Source organism: Pseudomonas syringae (assembly GCF_001698815.1).
GTDB classification, from domain to species: Bacteria; Pseudomonadota; Gammaproteobacteria; order Pseudomonadales; family Pseudomonadaceae; genus Aquipseudomonas; species Aquipseudomonas syringae_A.
The window spans coordinates 27,639-47,489 of the sequence record NZ_LGSI01000040.1; the positions used below are offsets into that span (position 1 = coordinate 27,639).

Below are 19,851 nucleotides of genomic sequence, written 5' to 3' on the forward strand. Positions count from 1 at the left end.
ACCTGCGGCCCACGGCAAGTAAACCGGGACGCTTCAGTCAATGGCTGTAAGTAATCGCCGCCAGGGTTCGTTATCTGAGTCTAGAATGCTCATTCATTTTTCAAGGAGGTAGCCCATGGAGGCGCTCGACGTTTTGCTCAACCGTGTTTCCGTTCCGCGGTTGCTCGACCCCGCGCCGGATGCCGCGCAGCGAGAAATCCTTTTCAGCGCGGCGATGCGCGCCCCCGATCATGGTCAGTTGCGGCCGTTTCGTTTTCTGACCGTCGAAGGTCCGGCCCGTGAACGCATGGGCGATCTGTTGGCCGAAGCTCTGCGCAAAAGTGGCGCAGACGCCACGCCCCAGGCGCTGGACAAGGCGCGCCTCGGCCCGTTGCGCGCACCTCTGGTCGTGGTGGTGATCGCGCGCTTGACGGATCACTTCAAGGTGCCGAAGCAGGAGCAACTGATCACCGCAGGTTGCGCAGCCCACAGCGTGTTGCTGGCCGCTTATGCATTGGGCGTCGGCGCGGTCTGGCGCACCGGCGAGCTTTCCTATTCGCCGACTGTCGCCAAGGGGCTTGGCCTGGCCGCCGATGAGCAAGTCATCGCGTTCCTGTACCTGGGCACCCCGCAAAACCCGCCGCGCGTTGCGGGCAAAGTGGATCTGGTGGATTTTGTCAGCGAGTGGCAGGGGTGAAGCTTCCTGCCTCTGTGGGAGCTAGCTTGCTTGCGAAGACGAAAGGTCGGGCCGCAAAGATCTGTCGGGCACACTGGCCTCTTCGCGAGCAAGCTCGCTCCCACAGGTATTTCGCAGGAACAGCTATTTAGGCGGCTACCACCAACTCCACCGGCAAATCCAGCGTGGCAACAAACCCACCTTGCGGATGGTTTGCCAGCACCAGATCGCCACCGTGGCGCTGGGCGGCGCGTTTGGCGATGGCCAGCCCAAGGCCGTGCCCCGGCGCAGTCTGGCCGGGCGCCCGATAGAAGGGTTCACCCAGTTGCGTCAGATGTTCATCGGCCACGCCCGGCCCGTGGTCGCGCACGCTCAGCTGCAATCGATCACCGACACGCAAGGCCTGCATTTCGATGGGCTCGCCGGTCGGGTTGAAGCGCAAGGCGTTGCGCAGCAGGTTGTCCAGCGCCCGCTCCAGCATGTCCGGCCAGCCTTGCAGTTGCAGATCCTCCTGCACGCTTACCTGAATCTGTTGATCGCCACCGTCGAGCTTCGCGTCGTTTTTCAGGCGTAACAACAAGTGGTTCAAATCCACCGGTTCGGCACTGCCAAAATCCGCATCCAGACGCGCCAACGCAAGAATTTCGCTGATCAACGCTTCCAGGCGATCACATTCACGGTTCAGACGTGGCCACAGCTTGTCGCGTTCGGCCGGTTCCGCGCGTTCGGCCAAGGCCAGGGCGATGCGTAGTCGTGCCAGTGGCGAGCGCAGTTCATGGGACACATCGCGCAATAGCTGACGCTGGCTGCTGATGAGGCTTTGCAGGCGTGCGCCCATGCGGTTGAAGTCGTTCGCCAAGACGCCGAATTCATCGCGACGATTGGCCAGCTGCGCCAGGCTGTTCTGCTGATAGGTGGTCTGCCCCAGATCATGGACCGCACCGCGCAGGCGGCTGAGCGGGCGGGTGATCGACAGCGTGACCAGCAAACTGAACAACGTCAGCACCACCAGCGCGATGCCCAGCGCGCTGAGCGGCCACATCAGGCTGTCTCGATGCCAGGCGTCCAGTTCCGGATGGGGAATGCGATAGATCAGCAGATAGTTTTCGCCGGTTTTCTCACTGGTGTATTCCGACGTCAGGCGCCGCCATGGCAGCTGGCGCGAGTCGTCACCCTGGCGCGCTTCGAGGGCGGCTGCGCGGGGCGAGAAAGTCCCGCGTACAACCGGGTCGCCGCTCTCATTGAGGACCTGAACGTCAATGTGGTACTTACGCTTGAGGTTTTGCAGGTAGTCCTGCGCGGCGTCTTCGCCCTGACTTTCGTACAGCTTGGTCCAGGTCTGCGGCAATTTGTGCAGGCCTGGATGACGACTGAGGATCCACGCGTCCTGATTGAGCATGTGGCCCAGCAGAATCGACAGGCCTGCAACCAGGGCAATAGCCAGCCAGAAACTGGCCAGGATTCGCCAGAACAATGAACGCACGTGAAACCCCCAAATAGAGAAAACCCGACACGCTTGGGGAGTGTCGGGTTCAGGTGGATCGATGGATTACTGGGCTTTTTGAGCCTTTTGCGCTTTCCAGGCTTCGAACTCTGCGCGATCAGCCCTGTGTTGCGCACGCTCTTTCTGCATTTCGTCGAATTCCTTCTGCTGATCCGGCTTGAGCAATGCGCGGATGTCGGCTTGGGTCTTGGTCCGTTTTGCGTCCAGTTCGTCCTTCATGGCTTTCTGGTCTGCGGCAGGCAGTTTGGCCAGGTACTTCTCAGCGACTTCCTTGCGGTCGTGCATCTGTGCGCCCATCAATTTGCCGATCTGCTGACGCTGTTCCTTGCTCAGGTCCAGCTTGTCGAAAGGACCGCGATCATGATGCATCATGCCCATGCGTGGACCTTCGTGGCCAACACCATCCCGATCAGGGCCATCAGCCGGTGGCATCGCCATGGCGACGGTAGGCAGAGCAGCAGCAAACATCAAAGCGATTAGAGTCTTGCGCATGGTGTATCTCCTTGTCTCGAATCCGGCTCGTTGCCGGTTGAGCCCAGTTTAGGGAGATCAAGGTCAAGGGCGGTCAGGCTAGCGTAAAGCTTCGGTAAAGAGGTTTTGCGTAGGACCGGCTTTAGCCGGGAGGCGGCGGTCTTTCTTGCCGTGGTTGCGCGCCTGCCCTGGCACCTCGCGGATAAATCCGCTCCTACGACCCCATCGCTAGACGGCGTAATAATACCCGCGACTACGCAGCGCCATGATGCGCGGGCGGCCGTCCGGGTGGGGGCCGATTTTCTTGCGCAGGTTGCTGACGTGCATGTCCAGACTGCGGTCATACAGCGTCAGTTTGCGGCCCAGTGCCAGTTGCGCCAGTTCCTGCTTGTCCAGTGGTTCGCCGGGTTGGCGCAGCAGCGCTTCGAGCAGGCGGCTTTCCGAAACGGTGAGCGTCAACTCCTTCTCGTCGATGATGACCACGCCGCGCATCGGGCTGAAGCACAGGTCGCCCAATTCCAGCTGGGTCGACACCGCGGTCGGATGACTGCGCCGCAGCACTGCGCGCAGACGGGCAGTCAGCTCGCGAGGATCGCAGGGTTTGGCCAGATAATCGTCGGCACCCAGTTCGAGGCCGAGAATCCGGTCCAGGGGTTCGCCGCGTGCCGAGAGCATCAGCACCGGCAGGTCCGGGTGGTCGTTGCGCAATTGCTTGAGCAGTTCCAGGCCGCTGCCATCGGGCAGCATCACATCCAGGACAACCGCAGCCGGTGCCGATTCGGCAAGGGCTCGCCGGGCGCTGTTGCCGTCGTGACAGGCGCGCACCACAAAGCCTTCCTGGCTTAACCAACTGCTCAGAAGCTCACACAGCTCCTGGTCATCATCTATAAGTAGCAGCTCGCTCATGTCTCACTCAATTTAGCCACTGTCGGCGCTGTCTACGCCAACCGCTGGCAAAAATACCGCACAAAAGGGCGATCATCGCAACGCCGCCCCCCGCGACGAACCATTGTTGTTGCTCCGTCAGGATGCGTTGGGGCTCGACGGATTGTGACTCTTTGAGCTGCAACTTGAGCTTTTGGTTCTCCTGGCGAAGACGACTCAGTTGCGCGCTTTCGCGTTCGGCGCTGGTGTTTTGCAGTTGTTTGATCAGCTCTTCGCGCTGCCGCTCGCTGTCGCGCAGGCGCAGTTGCAGCTCATTGAGCTGGCTCTGCGCAACCGGCTCCGGCTGAACGTGCGCGGCGAAACCACTTGTTTCCTCGGCCTGGGCGAGTGTCGCGCCCATGACCAATACCATCACTAACAGACATCGCGGACCTGAACGCATCTGAACCCCTGTTTTCAAGCAGTGTTTTTATAGAACATTCAGAAGGTTGTCGGCAGGGGGATAAGAATGATTAATGACGAGCGGGGATTGTGCGATTGTTGCTCCGGTCGAGCAACAATCGCGACGGTTGACGGCTATTTAAGGCAGGACAAGTTTGAACGGCTTGACCACGACATGTTCGTAGACGCCAGCTTTGACGTACGGGTCGGCTTCGGCCCAGGCCTTGGCCGCACTGAGTGAGTCGAACTCGGCAACGATCAGGCTACCAGTGAAACCGGCCGCGCCTGGATCATTGCTGTCCACCGCCGGGTTCGGGCCGGCCAGGATCAGACGGCCTTCATCCTTGAGCGCGTTCAAGCGCTCTAAATGGGCGGGACGAACGCTCAGGCGTTTTTCCAGGGAGTTTTCAACGTCTGTGGCAACGATTGCGTAGAGCATGTCAGTCCTCGGTTTTTGTTGAAGGTGGAGGTGTTTCGGGATCATGCATGTGGCGGGCAAGGAACAGGCCCTGGCCGACCAGGAACAATAGCGTCATGCCCAAGCTGCCGAAGACTTTGAAGTCGACCCAGAATTCCTGATAGGTAAACGCCACGTACAGGTTGGCCGCGCCGCAGAACAGGAAGAAGATAATCCAGGCGATGTTCAGCTTGGTCCAGATGGCCTGCGGCAAGGTCAGGGCATGGCCCATGATGCGCTGGATCAACGGGCGGTCGCCGATGAAGTGGCTACCGGCAAATGCCAGGGCGAACAACCAGTTCACCACTGGAGCTTTCCATTTCAGGAAGGTCTCGCTGTGAAACGCTAGCGTCAGGCTACCGAACACCAGACAGGCGACCAGCGTCAGCCATTGGCTTTTTTCCAGCTTGCCTTGCTTGACGAACAGAATGCCGTAGACCACCACAGAACTGATGATCAACATGGCGGTCGCACTGAATATGCCACCTACCATGACGCTGTGACCCAGGATGTCGACGGCGCGAGGCTCGATTTTATAAACGATGAAAAACAGCAACAGCGGGATGAAGTCGATGAATTGTTTCACAATGGCAGCCAGAAGCAGGATGTGGCGGCATAATAACAAACATCAATGACAGCGAAAGCGCCACCTATGAATGTTGACCTGCACTGCCACAGCACTGCTTCCGATGGCGCCATGGCGCCTGCGGATCTGGTTGCGCGTGCTTATGAAAACGGCGTGCGCGTCTTGTCCCTGACCGATCACGACACCCTCGAAGGCCTCGAAGAAGCCCGGACTGCGGCGCATGCGCTGGGTATGCAGCTGGTCAACGGGGTCGAATTATCCTGCACCTGGGGCGGTGCGACCATCCACATTCTGGGCTATGGTTTCGACGTCAATGCGCCGCTTCTGGTCGAGGCAATTGCCCGTTTGCACACTGGACGCTGGCTGCGTGCCGAAGAAATAAGTCGTAAATTGGCGATCAAAGGTATGCCCGGAGCGCTGGAAGGTGCCCGAGCGATCCAGCAGGAACTCGGCGACAGCGGTAATGCGCCAGCCCGTCCGCACTTCGCCGACTTCATGGTGCGTGAAGGTTTCGTCAAGGATCGCGCGGAAGCGTTTCGTAAATGGCTGGGTGCCGGAAAGCTGGGTGACGTCAAGCTGCACTGGCCTACTCTGGAGGATACTGTCGCGATGTTGCGCGCTTCTGGAGCCTGGGTCAGCCTTGCGCACCCCGCGCACTACGATTTCACTCGCAGCAAACGTCGTAAACTGGTCGCCGAGTTTCTTCAGGCTGGCGGCCATGCCATAGAAGTGGTCAATGGTCTGCAACCTGCCGAGCAGGTCGGGACATTGGCCATCCTGGCTCGTGAATTCGGTCTGCTGGTAAGCGCCGGCAGTGACTTCCACGCTCCTGGCGCCTGGTCCGAGATCGGTATTTATCGACCGTTGCCCGAAGATCTGCCGCCACTTTGGTGTCGATTCAAACATGACCAGCCTACTGCCGCCGTCTGAACAGGAAGATACCGTGAGTCAATTTTTCCAGGTCCACCCGGAAAACCCGCAGCCGCGCCTGATCAAACAGGCCGCAGAAATCATCAAGGCCGGCGGGCTGGTGGTCTATCCCACTGATTCCTCCTATGCATTGGGTTGTCAGATCGGCGACAAGAGCGCCATCGAGCGAATCCGCCGCCTGCGCCAACTGGACGACAAGCACAACTTCACCCTGATGTGCTGCGATCTGTCGCAGCTGGGGCTGTTCGCCAAAGTTGATACCGGCGCGTTTCGTGCGCTCAAGGCGCATACGCCGGGGCCATACACCTTCATTCTCAACGCTACCCGGGAAGTGCCGCGACTGGTGCTACATCCCAAGCGCCGGACCATCGGTCTGCGCGTGCCGGGTCATCCCATTGCGCAGGCGCTGCTTGAAGAACTGGGCGAACCGCTGATGAGCGTCAGCCTGATCATGCCGGGGGACAGTGTGCCCATGAGCGATCCCTACGAAATGCGTCAGCTCCTGGAACGCCAGGTGGACCTGATCATTGATGGTGGCATCGGCGGGATTTCCGCATCAACGGTCATCAATCTGGCCGACGGCGAGCCTCAGGTGATCCGCGTCGGCTGCGGCGATCCAACCCCGTTCGGTGTGGAAGCGTAATGACCCTGGCGGAAACGGTAGACAGCCAGGCCGGCGCCCAGCAGGAACTGCCATTCGCCATGGTCTATGGCCAGGCGGTCATGCAGATGCCGGTGGACCTGTATATTCCGCCGGATGCCCTTGAAGTCTTTCTCGAAGCCTTCGAAGGCCCGCTGGATCTGCTGCTCTACCTGATCCGCAAACAGAACATCGACATCCTCGACATCCCGGTGGCCGAGATTACCAAGCAGTACATGGGTTACGTCGAGCTGATGAAAACCGTACGCCTGGAACTGGCCGCCGAGTATCTGGTGATGGCCGCCATGCTCGCCGAGATCAAGTCGCGCATGCTCCTGCCGCGTTCGGCGGCTATTGAGGAGGAAGAAGACGACCCCCGCGCCGAGCTGATTCGTCGTCTGCAAGAGTACGAACGCTTCAAGGCTGCCGCCGAAGGCATCGACCGCCTGACCCGAGTGGGCCGCGATGTCAGCGTGCCCCGGCTGGATGCGCCGGAAGCCAGGGCTCGCAAGCTGTTGCCGGATGTCAGTCTGGACGAGCTATTGATGTCCATGGCCGAAGTACTGCGCCGGGGCGATATGTTTGAAAGCCATCAGGTCAGCCGTGAAGCGCTCTCCACCCGCGAGCGCATGAGTGACGTGCTGGAGCGTCTCAAAGGCGGCGGTTTCGTGCCGTTTGCCGAGCTGTTCACTGCCGAAGAAGGGCGGCTTGGCGTGGTCGTGACCTTCATGGCGGTGCTTGAGCTGGTCAAGGAATCCTTGGTGGAATTGGTGCAGAACGAGCCCTTTGCGGCGATCCATGTCCGGGCGCGAGCCGAATAAGAGCAGAGCAATGAACCTCAACGAACCCCGCGAGCTGGCACCGCTGCTGGAAGCTTTTCTATTGGCCTCGGGCAAACCGCAATCGCTGGAACGCCTTTTCGAACTCTTTGAAGAAGGCGAACGCCCCGAACCACCGGTGTTCAAGAAAGCCCTGGAATTGCTGCGCAAGTCCTGCGATGGTCGGGCGTTCGAGCTCAAGGAAGTTGCCTCGGGCTACCGCTTGCAGATCCGCGAGAAGTTTTCGCCCTGGGTCGGTCGACTGTGGGAAGAACGCCCGCAGCGCTATTCCCGGGCCATGCTGGAAACCATGGCGCTGATTGCCTATCGCCAGCCGATTACCCGTGGCGAAATCGAAGACGTGCGGGGCGTTGCGGTCAACAGTCATATCGTCAAGACCTTGCTGGAACGCGAGTGGATCCGGGTCGTGGGTTATCGCGATGTACCGGGCAAGCCTGCGATGTTCGCCACCACCAAGGGCTTTCTCGATCACTTCAACCTGAAAAACCTCGACGATTTGCCGCCGCTGGCCGACCTGCGTGAGCTGGAGCCTGATCCGATCCTAGACTTCGAAGACGCCCCGGTGCCGGCGCACTTGCAGGCGCTGGCCGACGCCAGCCTCGACCCGGACGCCGAACCCGAGCCGCCACGGGATGAAACCAGCTTCCGCAGCTTGCTGGTGGAACTCGATTCCATGGAGCAGGGGCTGAAAATCGATTTCGACGATTTATTGATCAATGAGCCTGATACAGAGTCTGAATTGGCAGATGACCCTGAAGACGACAAGAATCCGGGTGCCTGACAAATCGCTGGCATCCGTAGGACCGGCTTCAGCCGGGAGAGCGACAGATCTGACGACGCAGCTGTTGGGAATTCCCAGGCCGCCTCCCGGCTGAAGCCGGTCCTACGGAATGCGATCTCGCCATTAACCTTTATTTCGGCGGCACTCCATGAGCAGCAAAAACCCCTGCATCAGCCTCTGCAAATTCGACGATGACATTTGCCTCGGGTGCGGCCGCAGCAAGAAAGAAATCAAAAGCTGGAAGAAGATGGACAAGGGCGAGCGGCGTGCGGTGTTGGCTGAATCCGCACTGCGTCTGGCTAAACTGAAAGGCGCCGGTCGGCGGAAAAAGAAGTGAGCGGCAATATTTCGACTAGCCTGTGATGCGCAACGTGCGCCTTGAGCGTATGATTCGCGACCTTTTGGCGATTCATACTCGCCACAGGCTTTTAGAATTTTCGCTTCGCGGCTATCCACAGCCGGAGGCAGCAGGTCACGCCGGTCCTCGGCGTCCCCTGAATCGACACACCGGGAGGTGCCCAGATGAGTATCAAAGACAAGCAGGACAGCCAGGAAATCGGACCCGCAGGTGAAAAACTGCAGAAGGTTCTTGCGCGCATTGGTGTAGGTTCGCGACGTGACGTCGAAGCCTGGATCAGCCAGGGCCGGATCAAGGTCAATGGCAAGGACGCGACCCTCGGTCAACGCGTCGACATGCATGACGCCATCACCGTAGATGGTCGCGTGATCAAGCGCGAAGAGGCCGCCGAAACGGTTCGCCGCGTCATCATGTACAACAAGCCGGACGGTGAAATCTGCACCCGCGACGACCCTGAAGGTCGCCCGACGGTGTTCGATCGCCTGCCGCGTCCAAAAGAAGGCCGTTGGGTCAACATCGGTCGCCTGGACATCAACACCACCGGTTTGCTGATGTTCACCACCGACGGTGAGCTGGCCAACCGCCTGATGCACCCGTCCTTCGAAATGGACCGCGAATACGCAGTGCGCGTACGTGGCGAAGTCGATGATGACATGCTGGCGCGTCTGAAAGCCGGTGTAGTCCTTGAAGACGGTCCTGCGCGTTTCACCGACATCAAGCAGGCGCCGGGCGGCGAAGGCTTCAACCATTGGTATCACTGCGTGGTGATGGAAGGTCGCAACCGCGAAGTCCGTCGTCTGTGGGAATCCCAGGGTCTGGTGGTCAGCCGTCTGAAGCGCGTGCGTTACGGACCGGTGTTCCTCAACTCCGACCTGCCGATGGGCCGCTGGCGCGAAATGAGCCAGTACGAAGTCGACGTGCTCAGCGCTGAAGTCGGCCTTGAGCCGGTTGCCCAGCCGCAGATGAACGCCAAGACCAAGGACAAGATGGAGCGCTTGCAGCGCCAGTCGTCGCGTCCATTGGGCAAAGGCGAGCGGGTTGTTCGCACCTTGCGTCCGGCTGCGGGTGCAGCGGCTCCGACTGCAGATCGTGCGCCGCGTCAGCCACAAGTGACCGGCAGCGAACGCGACCGTCCGCGTGGCGATTCGACCCAGCGTCCGTCCGGTCCACGTTCAGAATCCGGCCGTGGCCAACGTCCTGCCGGTTCGCGTAACGATCCGAGCAAGCCGTCGCCGCGTACTCCGCGCCCGGCCAACGGTCGTACCGACAACAGCCGTGGCACGCCAGTGGCCGAGCGTCCGAACGACGTCAACAAGCGTCCAGCCAAACCTGCGCACAAGCGTCCAGGCATCACGCTGGTCGACGACGCGCCATCCGGCAAGCGCCGTGGCCCGCCGTCGGGCTCCGGCCAACGCCCAGGCTTCGGTCGCCGCAAGCCGCAGTAATACGGTGATGTAACAAGAAACGCCAATCGAGAGATTGGCGTTTTTTTTTTCTGCTGTGAGGAGCCTGTAGGAGAACCTGTGGGACCGGATTTATCCGGGAAGGCGCGGAGTAATGCCCGACCGAGCGGCAGGCTTCAATATGGCTGTAGCCCTGATCGAGCACGAGGTCTGCGGCCTCGCGTGTTCTAACTAGTTAAGTATTTATAGAAGTTACTCCGTTGGGACCAATAGCTTGTACACAAAAACTCCAGCCCAAATCAACGCGAAAAATCAATACTCACGAGCTTACCGTCCAGAAATTTTAGTCGATAATAGGCACCGTTTTGAGGCCCGTACACCCAGTTTTCTACGGTCACTGCATGGTTTTTTCGCGACTTGTTGAAGCCAGGCTCCGCAGGTATGACTTCCCGATGAGAAGGCGGACCGCACTTTTCCTGTACTTCGTAAGTAGAATCGCCCTCAGAAATCAGCCCTGTCCCACACCGCATGTCGGCAGATGCCAAGTTATGGATGCTTAACAGAGTCACACCCACAGCGACGCCCAAGCTGCAGTATTTAAAGGGCCGAAGTTTTTTCATATTAGTTGGCTTTATTAATGAGCGTTAAAAGAACTTGAATAGGTACGGCTTGAGCTGTATCTACGCTAACTGAAGCGTTTTCAGTGGCTGAACTGACTGCTTGTTCAATATGATTGCTAACGAGCTGGCTTCCGTTAAATCCAGCCGAAACTTTTTTCCCGAAGCCAATATTGTGTTAAGCACTGAAATATTAGCTGAATGTGCAGTCGTGATGCTGATTGTTGCATTTGTGCCCGCCACAGCGACGGCTTGCTGCAGGTTGTCTGCAGTAAGCTGAGTTCCGTTAAATTCAGCTGCTACCATTTTTCCCGACGAAAGAGCCGCCTTGAGTGATGTTATGTCAAAAGCTTGCGCCGTATTAATGCTTATGGATGCGTTTGCGTTTGCAGTGTTAACAGCCTGTTGAAAGACTGAAGCCGATAACTGCTCCTCATTAAAATTCACTGAGGCTTTTTTATTGGAACTTAAAGCTTGTACAAGGGCTGCAATGGGAATTGCTTGCGCAGTATTGATGCTGATTGAAGTATTTGTACTTGCTGCATTTACAGCTTGCGCTAGGGTGCTTGCTGATAATTGTGCGCCATTAAAGTCCGCAGACACGATTTTGTCGGAGGATAAAAAAGACGTTGGAGTCGCCAAGTCTACTAGCTGAGCTGTATTTAGGCTTAAGCCAGTATGGCTTTTTGTTGCAGCTAATGTCTGTTGGAGGTTATTCGAAGTTAGCTGCGCGTCGTTAAAAGAAGCTGAAAAATTCATTGCAGCATCCTGATTTTCAACAAATTCAACTAACCCTAGCATTTGTGGTTGCGAAGTGCAACAGGCTGTATAGGGTTGGCGTTGTTGGCAGAATGTATTCATGAAATTTATTAAGTTTCTTTGGTTCATAATTGATTTTTATTCTGAGGCTTGAATGATTTAATATCCTACATATATTCAGATTCCTGTTCCCCAACTCGGATTCCTTCATCAACGGCAAACGTATCGGCTAGTTTTATCCATAGAGTTTTTAACAAAATCAGCGTGGTGATCGAAAAGCGCTCGCGACTTGGCCGGCACCGCTCGTCTTTCCAGCCAAGGTTGAGTATGAAACCGCCTCCTGCTCGATCTGTAACAAAAGTCCGCTTCAGACCTTGTGACAATTGATCCCGACGCCTTGGGCCTGCCTGAGCTAAAGCATTAGGGGACTTTTGCAGTAACCGGGATGGACGTGTATGCGCACAGGGATGTTCGCGCTGGCTTTAGGGATGCTGCTATTACGTTTTCTGCCGCAACTGCCGCCGACCTGGCTGTTGCTGGTGATGCCGGTCGTGGCCTTGATGTTGCTGCCGTTTCGCACGTATCCACTGGCGTTTTTTCTGTTCGGCCTGACTTGGGCCTGCGCGTCGGCGCAATCGGCGCTGAATGATCGGCTGCCGCCACGGCTCGATGGCCAGACGCTCTGGCTGCAAGGCAAGGTGGTCGGCTTGCCCAGTCTTGCCGAAGGCGTGGTGCGTTTCGAGCTTGAAGGTGCCAAGTCCCGTCGCGCTCTATTGCCTGAACACATCCGTGTTTCCTGGTATGACGGACCGGGCGTGCGCAGTGGCGAACGCTGGCGTCTGGCCGTCAAGCTCAAGCAGCCCGGCGGGCTGGTCAACCCTCATGCATTTGATTACGAGGCCTGGTTGCTGGCGCAGCGAATCGGGGCAACCGGCACCGTTGTCGATGGACAACTGCTCTCCGCTGCGAGTTTTGGCTGGCGTGACGCGCTACGGCAGCGATTGCTGGCGGTTGACGCGCAAGGGCGCGAGGGTGAGTTGGCAGCGCTGGTGCTCGGCGATGGTTCGGGCTTGAGCACGACGGACTGGCAAATCCTGAAAAACACCGGGACTGTGCATTTATTGGTGATTTCCGGCCAGCACATTGGCTTGTTGGCGGGTGTGATCTACGCGTTGATCGCCGGGCTGGCGCGCTGGGGTTTATGGCCTCGGGCTCTGCCCTGGTTGCCGTGGGCCTGTGGCCTGGCGTTTACCGCTGCGCTGGGCTACGGCTTGCTCGCCGGATTCGAAGTGCCGGTGCGTCGGGCCTGCGTGATGGTCGGCATGGTGCTGCTCTGGCGTCTGCGCTTTCGGCATCTGGGCGTGATCTGGCCGTTGCTGTTGTCGCTCAATGCTGTGTTGATCTTTGAACCACTGGCCAGTTTGCAGCCGGGATTCTGGCTGTCGTTCCTTGCAGTGGGGATTCTGCTGCTGATTTTCAGTGGGCGATTGGGCGCCTGGAGCTGGATACGCAGCTGGACACGGGCGCAGTGGCTGATTGCCCTGGGTTTGTTGCCGGTCTTGCTGGCGTTGAATCTGCCCATCAGTCTGAGCGGGCCTTTGGCCAATTTAATTGCCGTGCCCTGGGTCAGCTTCGTTGCGTTGCCGCCCGCGCTGCTGGGCACTTTGTTGCTGCCGGTTCCGGTCCTCGGCGAAAGCTTGTTGTGGCTGGCCGGTGGTGCGCTGAATGGGTTGTTCTGGTTTCTTGGCTGGGTGGCGGGCATGGTACCGGTCTGGATCCCCGGCGCGATGCCGTTCTGGGTCTGGGCGCTGAGCCTGTTGGGCGCGCTGCTGTTATTGCTGCCCAGCGGTGTGCCGTTACGGCCCCTGGGCTGGCCACTGGTGTTGTTGTGCGTGTTCCCGCCGTTGAAATCCGTGCCCCACGGGCAAGTGCAGGTGTTGCAACTGGATGTCGGCCAAGGCCTGGCGATCCTGCTGCGTACGCGGCAGCACACCCTGTTGTTCGATGCGGGGCCGCGCTTTGGCGAGTTCGATATCGGCGAGCGGATCGTGCTGCCAGTCATGCGCAAAGTCGGGGTGCGCAAGCTGGACCTGATGCTGCTCAGCCATGCCGACGCCGATCATGCCGGTGGCGCCTTGGCGATCCAGCAAGGCTTGCCGGTTGCCCGGGTTCTGGGTGGCGAGCTGGAACGGCTCGCGCCGCAACTCAACGCGCAGTTGTGTCAGGTCGACGAATCCTGGGAATGGGATGGTGTGACGTTCAAGACCTGGCGCTGGGAGCTGGCGAACGAAGGCAACCAGGCGTCTTGCGTGCTGATGGTCGAAGCCAATGGCGAGCGGCTGTTGCTGACCGGTGATATCGACGCCGATGCCGAAGAAGCGGCGCTGCGCAGCGACTTCGATGTGCGCGCCCATTGGCTGCAAGCGCCGCATCACGGCAGTCGCACCTCATCGTCCAAGCCATTTCTGCGTGCTGTCGACCCGCAGGGCGTTTTGATCTCCCGGGGCCGCAACAATGGCTTCGGTCATCCCCATCCGTTGGTCATGTCGCGCTATCACTGGTATGGCATTCGCACCTACGACAGCGCCGAGCTGGGTGCGATCAGCCTGCAATTGGGCACCTTCGGTCAACCCCAGGTCGAGCGGGGCCTCCAGCGTTTCTGGCGTGACTCATCTGGCGGATATTGATCACAGGCTTCGGCCAGCTGGCGAGCCTATGTTAGAGTGGCGCCACTTTTTTCTGGGGGTCGTCACTGTGTGGGAACTGGTCAAATCAGGTGGCTGGATGATGCTGCCGATCATTCTGAGTTCCATCGCCGCGGTCGGCATCATCATCGAGCGTCTCTGGACCTTGCGTGCCAGCCGCATCACCCCGCCGCATTTGCTGGGGCAGGTCTGGCGCTGGATCCAGGACAAGAAACTCGACAACGAAAAGCTCAAGGAGCTGCGCGCCGATTCGCCGCTGGGTGAAATCCTCGCCGCAGGCCTGGCCAACTCCAGACATGGTCGCGAGATCATGAAGGAATGCATCGAAGAAGCCGCCGCACGGGTCATTCATGATCTGGAGCGCTACTTGAGTGCCCTGGGTTCGATTGCTGCCATGGCGCCGTTGCTGGGTTTGCTGGGTACCGTGCTGGGCATGATCGATATCTTTGGCTCTTTCAATGCCACCGGTAACACGGCCAATGCCGCCGTGCTGGCGGGCGGTATTTCCAAGGCGCTGATCTGTACCGCATCGGGGCTGATCGTGGCCATTCCGGCGATTTTCTTTCATCGGTTCCTGCAAAGCCGGGTCGATGAACTGGTGGTCGGGATGGAGCAGGAAGCCATCAAACTGGTGGAAGTGGTACAGGGCGACCGTGACGTCGACGTCAACGATCCGAGTATCCAGCTCAAGGCTCAGGCCCGGGGTGAGGGCCGCAAGAAGTGAAATTTCGTCGGCGCAAGGTCAGGGAGAACATCGACATCAACCTCGTGTCGTTGATCGATGTGGTGTTCATCCTGCTGCTGTTCTTTATCGTGACCACGACCTTCACTCGCGAAACCCAATTGCGGGTCGATCTGCCGCAGGCGGTCACCGGTACGCCGGACACCGACGCCGATCGCAAGCATCTGGACATCGCCATCAATGCCGACGGGGTTTTTTCCCTGAACAACCAATTGCTGCCGAAAAACGATCTGGCCACGCTGATTGACGCCTTGCAGCGTGAATCGGCCGGCGATACCAGTTTGCCGCTGACGATCAGCGCCGATGGCAAAACCCCCCATCAATCGGTGATTACCGCCATGGACGCTGCTGGCAAACTGGGTTTCAGTCATTTGCGCATGACCACCGTCGAGGCGACATCGGCTAACTGATGGCACTCTCAGACCGCTTGCTTGCCGCCTGGTATGCCGGGCATCCGGCTCTGGCGCTGTTACGACCGCTGGAATGCCTGTATCGCCGTGTCGTCGACGGCAAGCGTGCGCGCTTCCTGGCCGGGCAGGGTGAAATCTACAAGGCGCCGATTCCGGTCATCGTCGTCGGCAATATCACGGTCGGCGGCACCGGCAAGACGCCGCTGATCCTGTGGATGATTGAGCATTGTCGCAACCGTGGCCTGCGCGTTGGCGTGGTCAGCCGAGGTTATGGCGCTACGCCACCGAGCCTGCCGTGGCGCGTGACCGCCGAACAAAGCGCGGCGCAGGCGGGTGACGAACCTCTTTTAATTGTGCAGCGCACCGGCGTGCCGTTGATGATCGATCCTGATCGCAGCCGCGCGGTGCGTGCCTTGCTGGACAGCGAGCCGCTGGACCTGATTCTGTCTGACGATGGCCTGCAACATTACCGCCTGGCCCGGGATCTGGAACTGGTGCTGATCGATGCGGCCCGCGGCCTGGGCAATCGACGCTGCCTGCCCGCCGGTCCTCTGCGCGAACCCGTCGAGCGCCTGAACAGCGTCGATGCGCTGCTCTACAACGGCGCCAGCGCTGATCGTGACGATGGTTACGCTTTCCAGCTAAAGCCCGCCGCGCTGGTCAATCTGCGCAGCGGCGAGCGTCAGCCGGTGGAGTTCTTCGCGCCGGGGCAAGCCGTTCACGCTGTGGCGGGGATCGGCAATCCGCAACGTTTCTTCAATACCCTCGAAGGGCTACACTGGCGGCCTGTCGCTCACGCGTTCGCCGACCATGCCGCCTACAGCGCGCAGACGCTGACGTTCACGCCTTCGCTGCCCGTGGTCATGACCGAAAAGGACGCCGTGAAATGCCGGCTCTTCGCGGCGGATGACTGGTGGTATCTGGCCGTGGATGCAGTGCCTTCGGCCGCTTTTGTCAGTTGGTTCGACTCGCAGTTATCACGTCTTTTGCCATGATTCGCTCAGGATTTCTTATGGACACCAAATTGCTCGACATCCTCGCTTGCCCGATCTGCAAAGGTCCGCTCAAGCTCAGCGCCGATAAAACCGAACTGATCAGCAAGGGCGCAGGCCTGGCCTATCCGATCCGCGACGGCATTCCGGTGATGCTGGAAAGCGAAGCGCGCACCCTGACGACCGACGAGCGTCTGGATAAATGACCGCGGTTTTCACGGTTGTCATTCCGGCCCGCTACGGTTCCAGCCGCTTTCCCGGCAAGCCGCTGCAAGAGATCGCCGGCAAGCCGATGATCCAGCATGTCTGGGAGCAGGCGCGTAAAAGCAGCGCCGCGCGGGTCGTGGTTGCCACCGATGACCCGCGTATCGTTGAAGCCTGTCGCGTTTTTGGCGCCGAGGTTTTGCTGACCCGTGACGACCATAATTCCGGCACCGACCGTCTTGCCGAAGTGGCTACCCAGCTTGGGTTGGCCACCGATGCCATCGTGGTCAACGTTCAGGGCGACGAGCCGATGATCCCGCCAGCGGTGATCGATCAGGTCGCGGACAACCTGGCGGCGCATCCGGAAGCACTTATGTCGACCCTGGCCGAGCCCATCGACGACGTTGCTGCGCTGTTCAATCCGAACGTGGTCAAGGTCGTTGCCGATATCAACGGTCTGGCGCTGACCTTCAGCCGTGCGCCCTTGCCTTGGGCGCGTGATGCGCTGGCCAGGAATCGCGATCAATTGCCCGCGGGTGTTCCGTACCGTCGTCACATCGGCATTTACGCCTATCGCGCAGGGTTTCTTCAGGATTTCGTCAGGTGGGGCCCTTGCTGGCTCGAAGACACTGAAAACCTGGAGCAATTGCGGGCGCTTTGGCATGGCGTGCGTATTCACGTGGCCGACGCTGTTGAAGCGCCGCCTGCCGGCGTGGACACCGCTGAAGACCTCGAACGAGTCCGCCGCTTGCTGGAGGGTTGACGTTGCAGCTGCAATCCGCCGTTTCTCTCAAACCGTTCAACACCTTCGGCGTCGATGTGCAGGCGCAGCTGTTTGCCGAAGCCCATAACGATGACGACGTGCGCGCGGCGCTGGCCTATTGTGCAGCGCACACGCTGCCGCTGATGGTCATCGGCGGTGGCAGCAACCTGTTGCTGACCGGCGACGTCAAGGCTTTGGTACTGCGCATGGCCAGCCGTGGTATTCGCATTGTTCGCGAAGACTGCCTGGAGGCCATCGTCGAGGCCGAAGCGGGTGAGCCGTGGCACCCGTTCGTGCAGTCATGTCTGGAACTCGGCCTGTGCGGCCTGGAAAACCTGAGCCTGATTCCCGGTACGGTCGGCGCTGCACCGATGCAAAACATTGGCGCTTACGGTGTCGAGATCAAAGACGTTTTTCATAGCCTGACCGCCCTCGACCGGCAGACGGGCGAATTGCGCGAATTCTCCCTGGAAGAATGCGCATTCGGTTATCGCGACAGCCTGTTCAAGCATGACACCGGACGCTGGGTGATCTTGCGCGTACGTTTTGTTCTGAGCCGCGTCGCGCGCCTGCATCTGGATTACGGCCCGGTGCGGCAGCGTCTGGACACGCTCGGTATCAAGCATCCAACCCCGCGTGATGTCAGCCAGGCAATCTGCGCGATCCGCAGTGAAAAGCTTCCTGATCCCGCCGAACTCGGCAACGCGGGCAGCTTCTTCAAAAACCCGCTGATTTCCGCTGAACTGGCGGCGCGCATCAAAGTCAGTTATCCGGGGCTTGTGGGTTATCCACAGGCTGACGGGCAGGTGAAGCTTGCCGCTGGCTGGCTGATCGAACAAGCCGGATGGAAGGGCTATCGTGAAGGGGATGCGGGTGTGCATCGCTTGCAGTCGCTGGTGCTGGTCAACTATGGTCGGGCCACTGGCGCACAACTGTTGGCTCTGGCACGGCGTATCCAGGCCGACATCGTCGAGCGCTTCGATGTGCCGCTGGAAATGGAACCTAATCTTTACTGACTCCCTTCTACAGATTCATGTCTCTGGGCTGAATGCCTTCAATGAGGATCAACCCGATGGATAGCGTCGACTTGAATGTCCTGCGCAGCGTTCTGGAATGGCGTCTCGCAGGGCAACGTGTGGTGTTGTATAGCGTGGTTCAGACCTGGGGCAGCGCGCCTCGTCCACCCGGCGCGATGCTCGCATTGCGCGAAGACGGCGTGGTCATCGGCTCGGTTTCCGGTGGCTGTATCGAGGACGACTTGATTGCCCGCCTGCAGGACGGGCGCTTGCAGCGTGGCGGGCAGGGCATCGAATTGATCACTTATGGCGTCACCCTGGATGAAGCGGCGCGTTTCGGCCTGCCTTGCGGTGGCACTCTGCGCCTGACGCAAGAGTGGGTCGGCGATGAACAGTGGGTCGCAGAACTCTTGCAGCGTTGCGAAGACCATCAAATCGTTGCCCGTGAACTCAATCTGCACACCGGCGAAGTCAGCCTGCACAGCGCGCAACGCGACGATGTGGTGAGTTTTGATGGCAATACCTTGCGTACCATTTACGGCCCGCGCTGGCGTTTGCTGTTGATTGGCGCCGGGCAACTGTCCCGCTATGTCGCGGAAATGGCCCATTTGCTGGATTTCGACGTGCTGATCTGCGATCCGCGCACGGAGTTCTCCTTCGGCTGGGAAGATCAGCAAGCCCGCTTTGTGCCGGGAATGCCCGACGATGCGGTGCTGGCCATCGAGACCGATGAGCGCACCGCCGTGGTCGCTCTGACCCATGATCCACGCCTGGATGACATGGCGCTGCTCACGGCATTGAACTCTCCGGCATTTTACGTCGGGGCGCTGGGCTCGCGGGTCAATAGTCAGAAACGCCGGGGAAACCTCGCGCTCCTGGGTTTGAGTGAGACGGCCATCGCCCGCTTGCACGGCCCGATCGGCCTACATATCGGCAGTCATACCCCGGCTGAGATCGCGCTTTCGTTGATGGCCGAAATCGTCTCCATCAAGAACGGCATTGCGCTGCAACAGAAAAAACCGTTGATCGCCGAGACCGCGCATTGAGCAATGAGGTCTGCGCCATTGTGTTGGCCGCAGGGCAGGGCAGTCGTTATCGGGCCGTGGCCGGGAATGATCAGCATAAGCTCTTGGCGCATTGCCTGGGTTTGGACGGGGTTGTGCGCCCCGTGCTGGAGCAGGTTCTGATCGGGCTGAGCGGCGTTGTGGATAAGTGCCTGTTGATAACTCGCACGGATTGCCCGGAAATCTCCCGGCTTGGCCTGTATTACGGCTGTGAAGTGGTGCTGCTGGATTCACCCGGCATGGGCGACAGCATCGCTGCTGCGGTCGCTGTTGAGCCCGATTGTCGCGGCTGGTTGGTAGTGCTGGGCGATATGCCGTTTATCCTGCCGGAGACCTTGAGTAACGTGGTTGCGTCTTTGCGGGAGGATTGCATCAGCGTGCCCCTTCATCAAGGTGTGCGCGGCCATCCGGTGGGTTTTGGGCGCGAGCTCGGCCCTGCGCTGATGACCCTGACCGGAGATCAAGGCGCCAAGCGTCTGTTCAAGACGTCGCGGGTGCAGCTTATCGAAGTAGATGATCCCGGTGTGCTGTGGGACGTAGATACGCCCGAAGCCCTGATCTTCAAGCCATAAACGGCTGCAAAAAAAGGCCATAAAAAAGCCCCACCTGCTTTCACAGGTGGGGCTTTT

General features: G+C 59.4%; 24 protein-coding genes. 16 read left to right on the plus strand and 8 right to left on the minus strand.

The window, feature by feature from the left end; all coding sequences use genetic code 11:
* The first annotated feature begins 115 nt into the window (after positions 1 to 115).
* Positions 116 to 676 carry a nitroreductase family protein gene (locus AFK24_RS11515; protein ID WP_065833363.1) on the plus strand — a complete coding sequence of 187 codons (561 nt, stop codon included), beginning with the start codon at positions 116 to 118 and terminating at the stop codon, positions 674 to 676.
* 127 nt (positions 677 to 803) lie between these two features.
* Here AFK24_RS11515 and AFK24_RS11520 read toward each other — a convergent pair whose 3' ends face one another.
* From AFK24_RS11520 to AFK24_RS11545, 6 genes are all read right to left on the minus strand, one after another.
* Positions 804 to 2,138, minus strand: coding sequence for a sensor histidine kinase (locus AFK24_RS11520; protein WP_065833364.1), 1,335 nt, complete (start codon positions 2,136 to 2,138; stop codon positions 804 to 806).
* 66 nt (positions 2,139 to 2,204) lie between these two features.
* Complete coding sequence (locus tag AFK24_RS11525) at positions 2,205 to 2,651, minus strand: Spy/CpxP family protein refolding chaperone (protein ID WP_065833365.1); 447 nt, start codon at positions 2,649 to 2,651, stop codon at positions 2,205 to 2,207.
* Positions 2,652 to 2,858: 207 nt separating this feature from the next.
* Entirely contained in the window at positions 2,859 to 3,536 is a 678-nt protein-coding gene (locus AFK24_RS11530; RefSeq protein ID WP_020290408.1) for a response regulator transcription factor, read from the minus strand.
* 7 nt (positions 3,537 to 3,543) lie between these two features.
* Positions 3,544 to 3,957 carry a translation initiation factor 2 gene (locus AFK24_RS11535; RefSeq protein ID WP_065833366.1) on the minus strand — a complete coding sequence of 138 codons (414 nt, stop codon included), beginning with the start codon at positions 3,955 to 3,957 and terminating at the stop codon, positions 3,544 to 3,546.
* A gap of 138 nt (positions 3,958 to 4,095) precedes the next feature.
* On the minus strand, positions 4,096 to 4,395 hold the full coding sequence (locus AFK24_RS11540; RefSeq protein WP_065833367.1) for a YciI family protein: 300 nt from the start codon (positions 4,393 to 4,395) through the stop codon (positions 4,096 to 4,098).
* 1 nt (position 4,396) lies between these two features.
* Entirely contained in the window at positions 4,397 to 4,999 is a 603-nt protein-coding gene (locus AFK24_RS11545; RefSeq protein ID WP_065833368.1) for a septation protein A, read from the minus strand.
* A 66-nt stretch (positions 5,000 to 5,065) separates the two neighbouring features.
* Here AFK24_RS11545 and AFK24_RS11550 point away from each other — a divergent pair, with 66 nt between their 5' ends.
* The 6 genes from AFK24_RS11550 (at position 5,066) to rluB (ending at position 9,992) form a co-directional block, all read left to right on the plus strand.
* Positions 5,066 to 5,929: a PHP domain-containing protein gene (locus AFK24_RS11550; protein ID WP_065833369.1), complete on the plus strand. Its 864-nt coding sequence runs from the start codon at positions 5,066 to 5,068 to the stop codon at positions 5,927 to 5,929.
* A 13-nt stretch (positions 5,930 to 5,942) separates the two neighbouring features.
* Positions 5,943 to 6,572: an L-threonylcarbamoyladenylate synthase gene (locus AFK24_RS11555; protein WP_139110496.1), complete on the plus strand. Its 630-nt coding sequence runs from the start codon at positions 5,943 to 5,945 to the stop codon at positions 6,570 to 6,572.
* Positions 6,573 to 6,631: 59 nt separating this feature from the next.
* Positions 6,632 to 7,390: a segregation and condensation protein A gene (locus AFK24_RS11560; protein ID WP_170826322.1), complete on the plus strand. Its 759-nt coding sequence runs from the start codon at positions 6,632 to 6,634 to the stop codon at positions 7,388 to 7,390.
* A 10-nt stretch (positions 7,391 to 7,400) separates the two neighbouring features.
* Positions 7,401 to 8,189, plus strand: coding sequence for an SMC-Scp complex subunit ScpB (scpB, locus tag AFK24_RS11565; RefSeq protein WP_065833372.1), 789 nt, complete (start codon positions 7,401 to 7,403; stop codon positions 8,187 to 8,189).
* Between the two features lie 148 nt (positions 8,190 to 8,337).
* Positions 8,338 to 8,526, plus strand: a complete 189-nt coding sequence (locus AFK24_RS11570) for a DUF1289 domain-containing protein (protein WP_065833373.1) — start codon at positions 8,338 to 8,340, stop codon at positions 8,524 to 8,526.
* A 185-nt stretch (positions 8,527 to 8,711) separates the two neighbouring features.
* The gene (gene rluB / locus AFK24_RS11575) at positions 8,712 to 9,992 is read left to right on the plus strand and encodes a 23S rRNA pseudouridine(2605) synthase RluB (RefSeq protein WP_065833374.1); all 1,281 of its coding nucleotides are present in this window, start codon (positions 8,712 to 8,714) and stop codon (positions 9,990 to 9,992) included.
* Positions 9,993 to 10,249: 257 nt separating this feature from the next.
* Here the strand turns inward: rluB and AFK24_RS29895 are convergent, their stop codons facing one another.
* Entirely contained in the window at positions 10,250 to 10,570 is a 321-nt protein-coding gene (locus AFK24_RS29895; RefSeq protein WP_080482132.1) for a DUF2845 domain-containing protein, read from the minus strand.
* Between the two features lie 60 nt (positions 10,571 to 10,630).
* On the minus strand, positions 10,631 to 11,326 hold the full coding sequence (locus AFK24_RS11580; protein ID WP_065833375.1) for a hypothetical protein: 696 nt from the start codon (positions 11,324 to 11,326) through the stop codon (positions 10,631 to 10,633).
* 455 nt (positions 11,327 to 11,781) lie between these two features.
* Here AFK24_RS11580 and AFK24_RS11585 point away from each other — a divergent pair, with 455 nt between their 5' ends.
* The 9 genes from AFK24_RS11585 to AFK24_RS11625 all read left to right on the plus strand — a co-directional run bounded on the left by AFK24_RS11585 (position 11,782) and on the right by AFK24_RS11625 (position 19,794).
* On the plus strand, positions 11,782 to 14,013 hold the full coding sequence (locus tag AFK24_RS11585; RefSeq protein WP_065833376.1) for a DNA internalization-related competence protein ComEC/Rec2: 2,232 nt from the start codon (positions 11,782 to 11,784) through the stop codon (positions 14,011 to 14,013).
* Positions 14,014 to 14,080: 67 nt separating this feature from the next.
* A complete protein-coding gene (locus AFK24_RS11590; RefSeq protein WP_170826323.1) occupies positions 14,081 to 14,755 on the plus strand; it encodes a MotA/TolQ/ExbB proton channel family protein in 675 nt (224 codons plus the stop codon).
* The gene (locus AFK24_RS11595) at positions 14,752 to 15,183 is read left to right on the plus strand and encodes an ExbD/TolR family protein (protein ID WP_020290396.1); all 432 of its coding nucleotides are present in this window, start codon (positions 14,752 to 14,754) and stop codon (positions 15,181 to 15,183) included. Before AFK24_RS11590 ends, AFK24_RS11595 begins: the two co-directional genes overlap by 4 nt.
* Complete coding sequence (gene lpxK / locus AFK24_RS11600; protein WP_065833378.1) at positions 15,183 to 16,178, plus strand: tetraacyldisaccharide 4'-kinase; 996 nt, start codon at positions 15,183 to 15,185, stop codon at positions 16,176 to 16,178. The genes AFK24_RS11595 and lpxK overlap by 1 nt, the downstream gene beginning before the upstream one ends.
* Before the next feature lie 17 nt (positions 16,179 to 16,195).
* On the plus strand, positions 16,196 to 16,381 hold the full coding sequence (locus AFK24_RS11605; protein WP_003174668.1) for a Trm112 family protein: 186 nt from the start codon (positions 16,196 to 16,198) through the stop codon (positions 16,379 to 16,381).
* Positions 16,378 to 17,142 (plus strand): 3-deoxy-manno-octulosonate cytidylyltransferase, encoded by a 765-nt coding sequence (kdsB, locus tag AFK24_RS11610; protein ID WP_065833379.1) that lies wholly within the window; start codon positions 16,378 to 16,380, stop codon positions 17,140 to 17,142. The genes AFK24_RS11605 and kdsB overlap by 4 nt, the downstream gene beginning before the upstream one ends.
* Positions 17,139 to 18,158 carry a UDP-N-acetylmuramate dehydrogenase gene (murB, locus tag AFK24_RS11615; RefSeq protein ID WP_065833380.1) on the plus strand — a complete coding sequence of 340 codons (1,020 nt, stop codon included), beginning with the start codon at positions 17,139 to 17,141 and terminating at the stop codon, positions 18,156 to 18,158. Before kdsB ends, murB begins: the two co-directional genes overlap by 4 nt.
* Before the next feature lie 56 nt (positions 18,159 to 18,214).
* On the plus strand, positions 18,215 to 19,204 hold the full coding sequence (locus AFK24_RS11620; RefSeq protein WP_065833381.1) for an XdhC family protein: 990 nt from the start codon (positions 18,215 to 18,217) through the stop codon (positions 19,202 to 19,204).
* Positions 19,201 to 19,794 (plus strand): nucleotidyltransferase family protein, encoded by a 594-nt coding sequence (locus AFK24_RS11625; RefSeq protein WP_065833382.1) that lies wholly within the window; start codon positions 19,201 to 19,203, stop codon positions 19,792 to 19,794. Before AFK24_RS11620 ends, AFK24_RS11625 begins: the two co-directional genes overlap by 4 nt.
* The last annotated feature ends 57 nt before the right edge of the window (positions 19,795 to 19,851 follow it).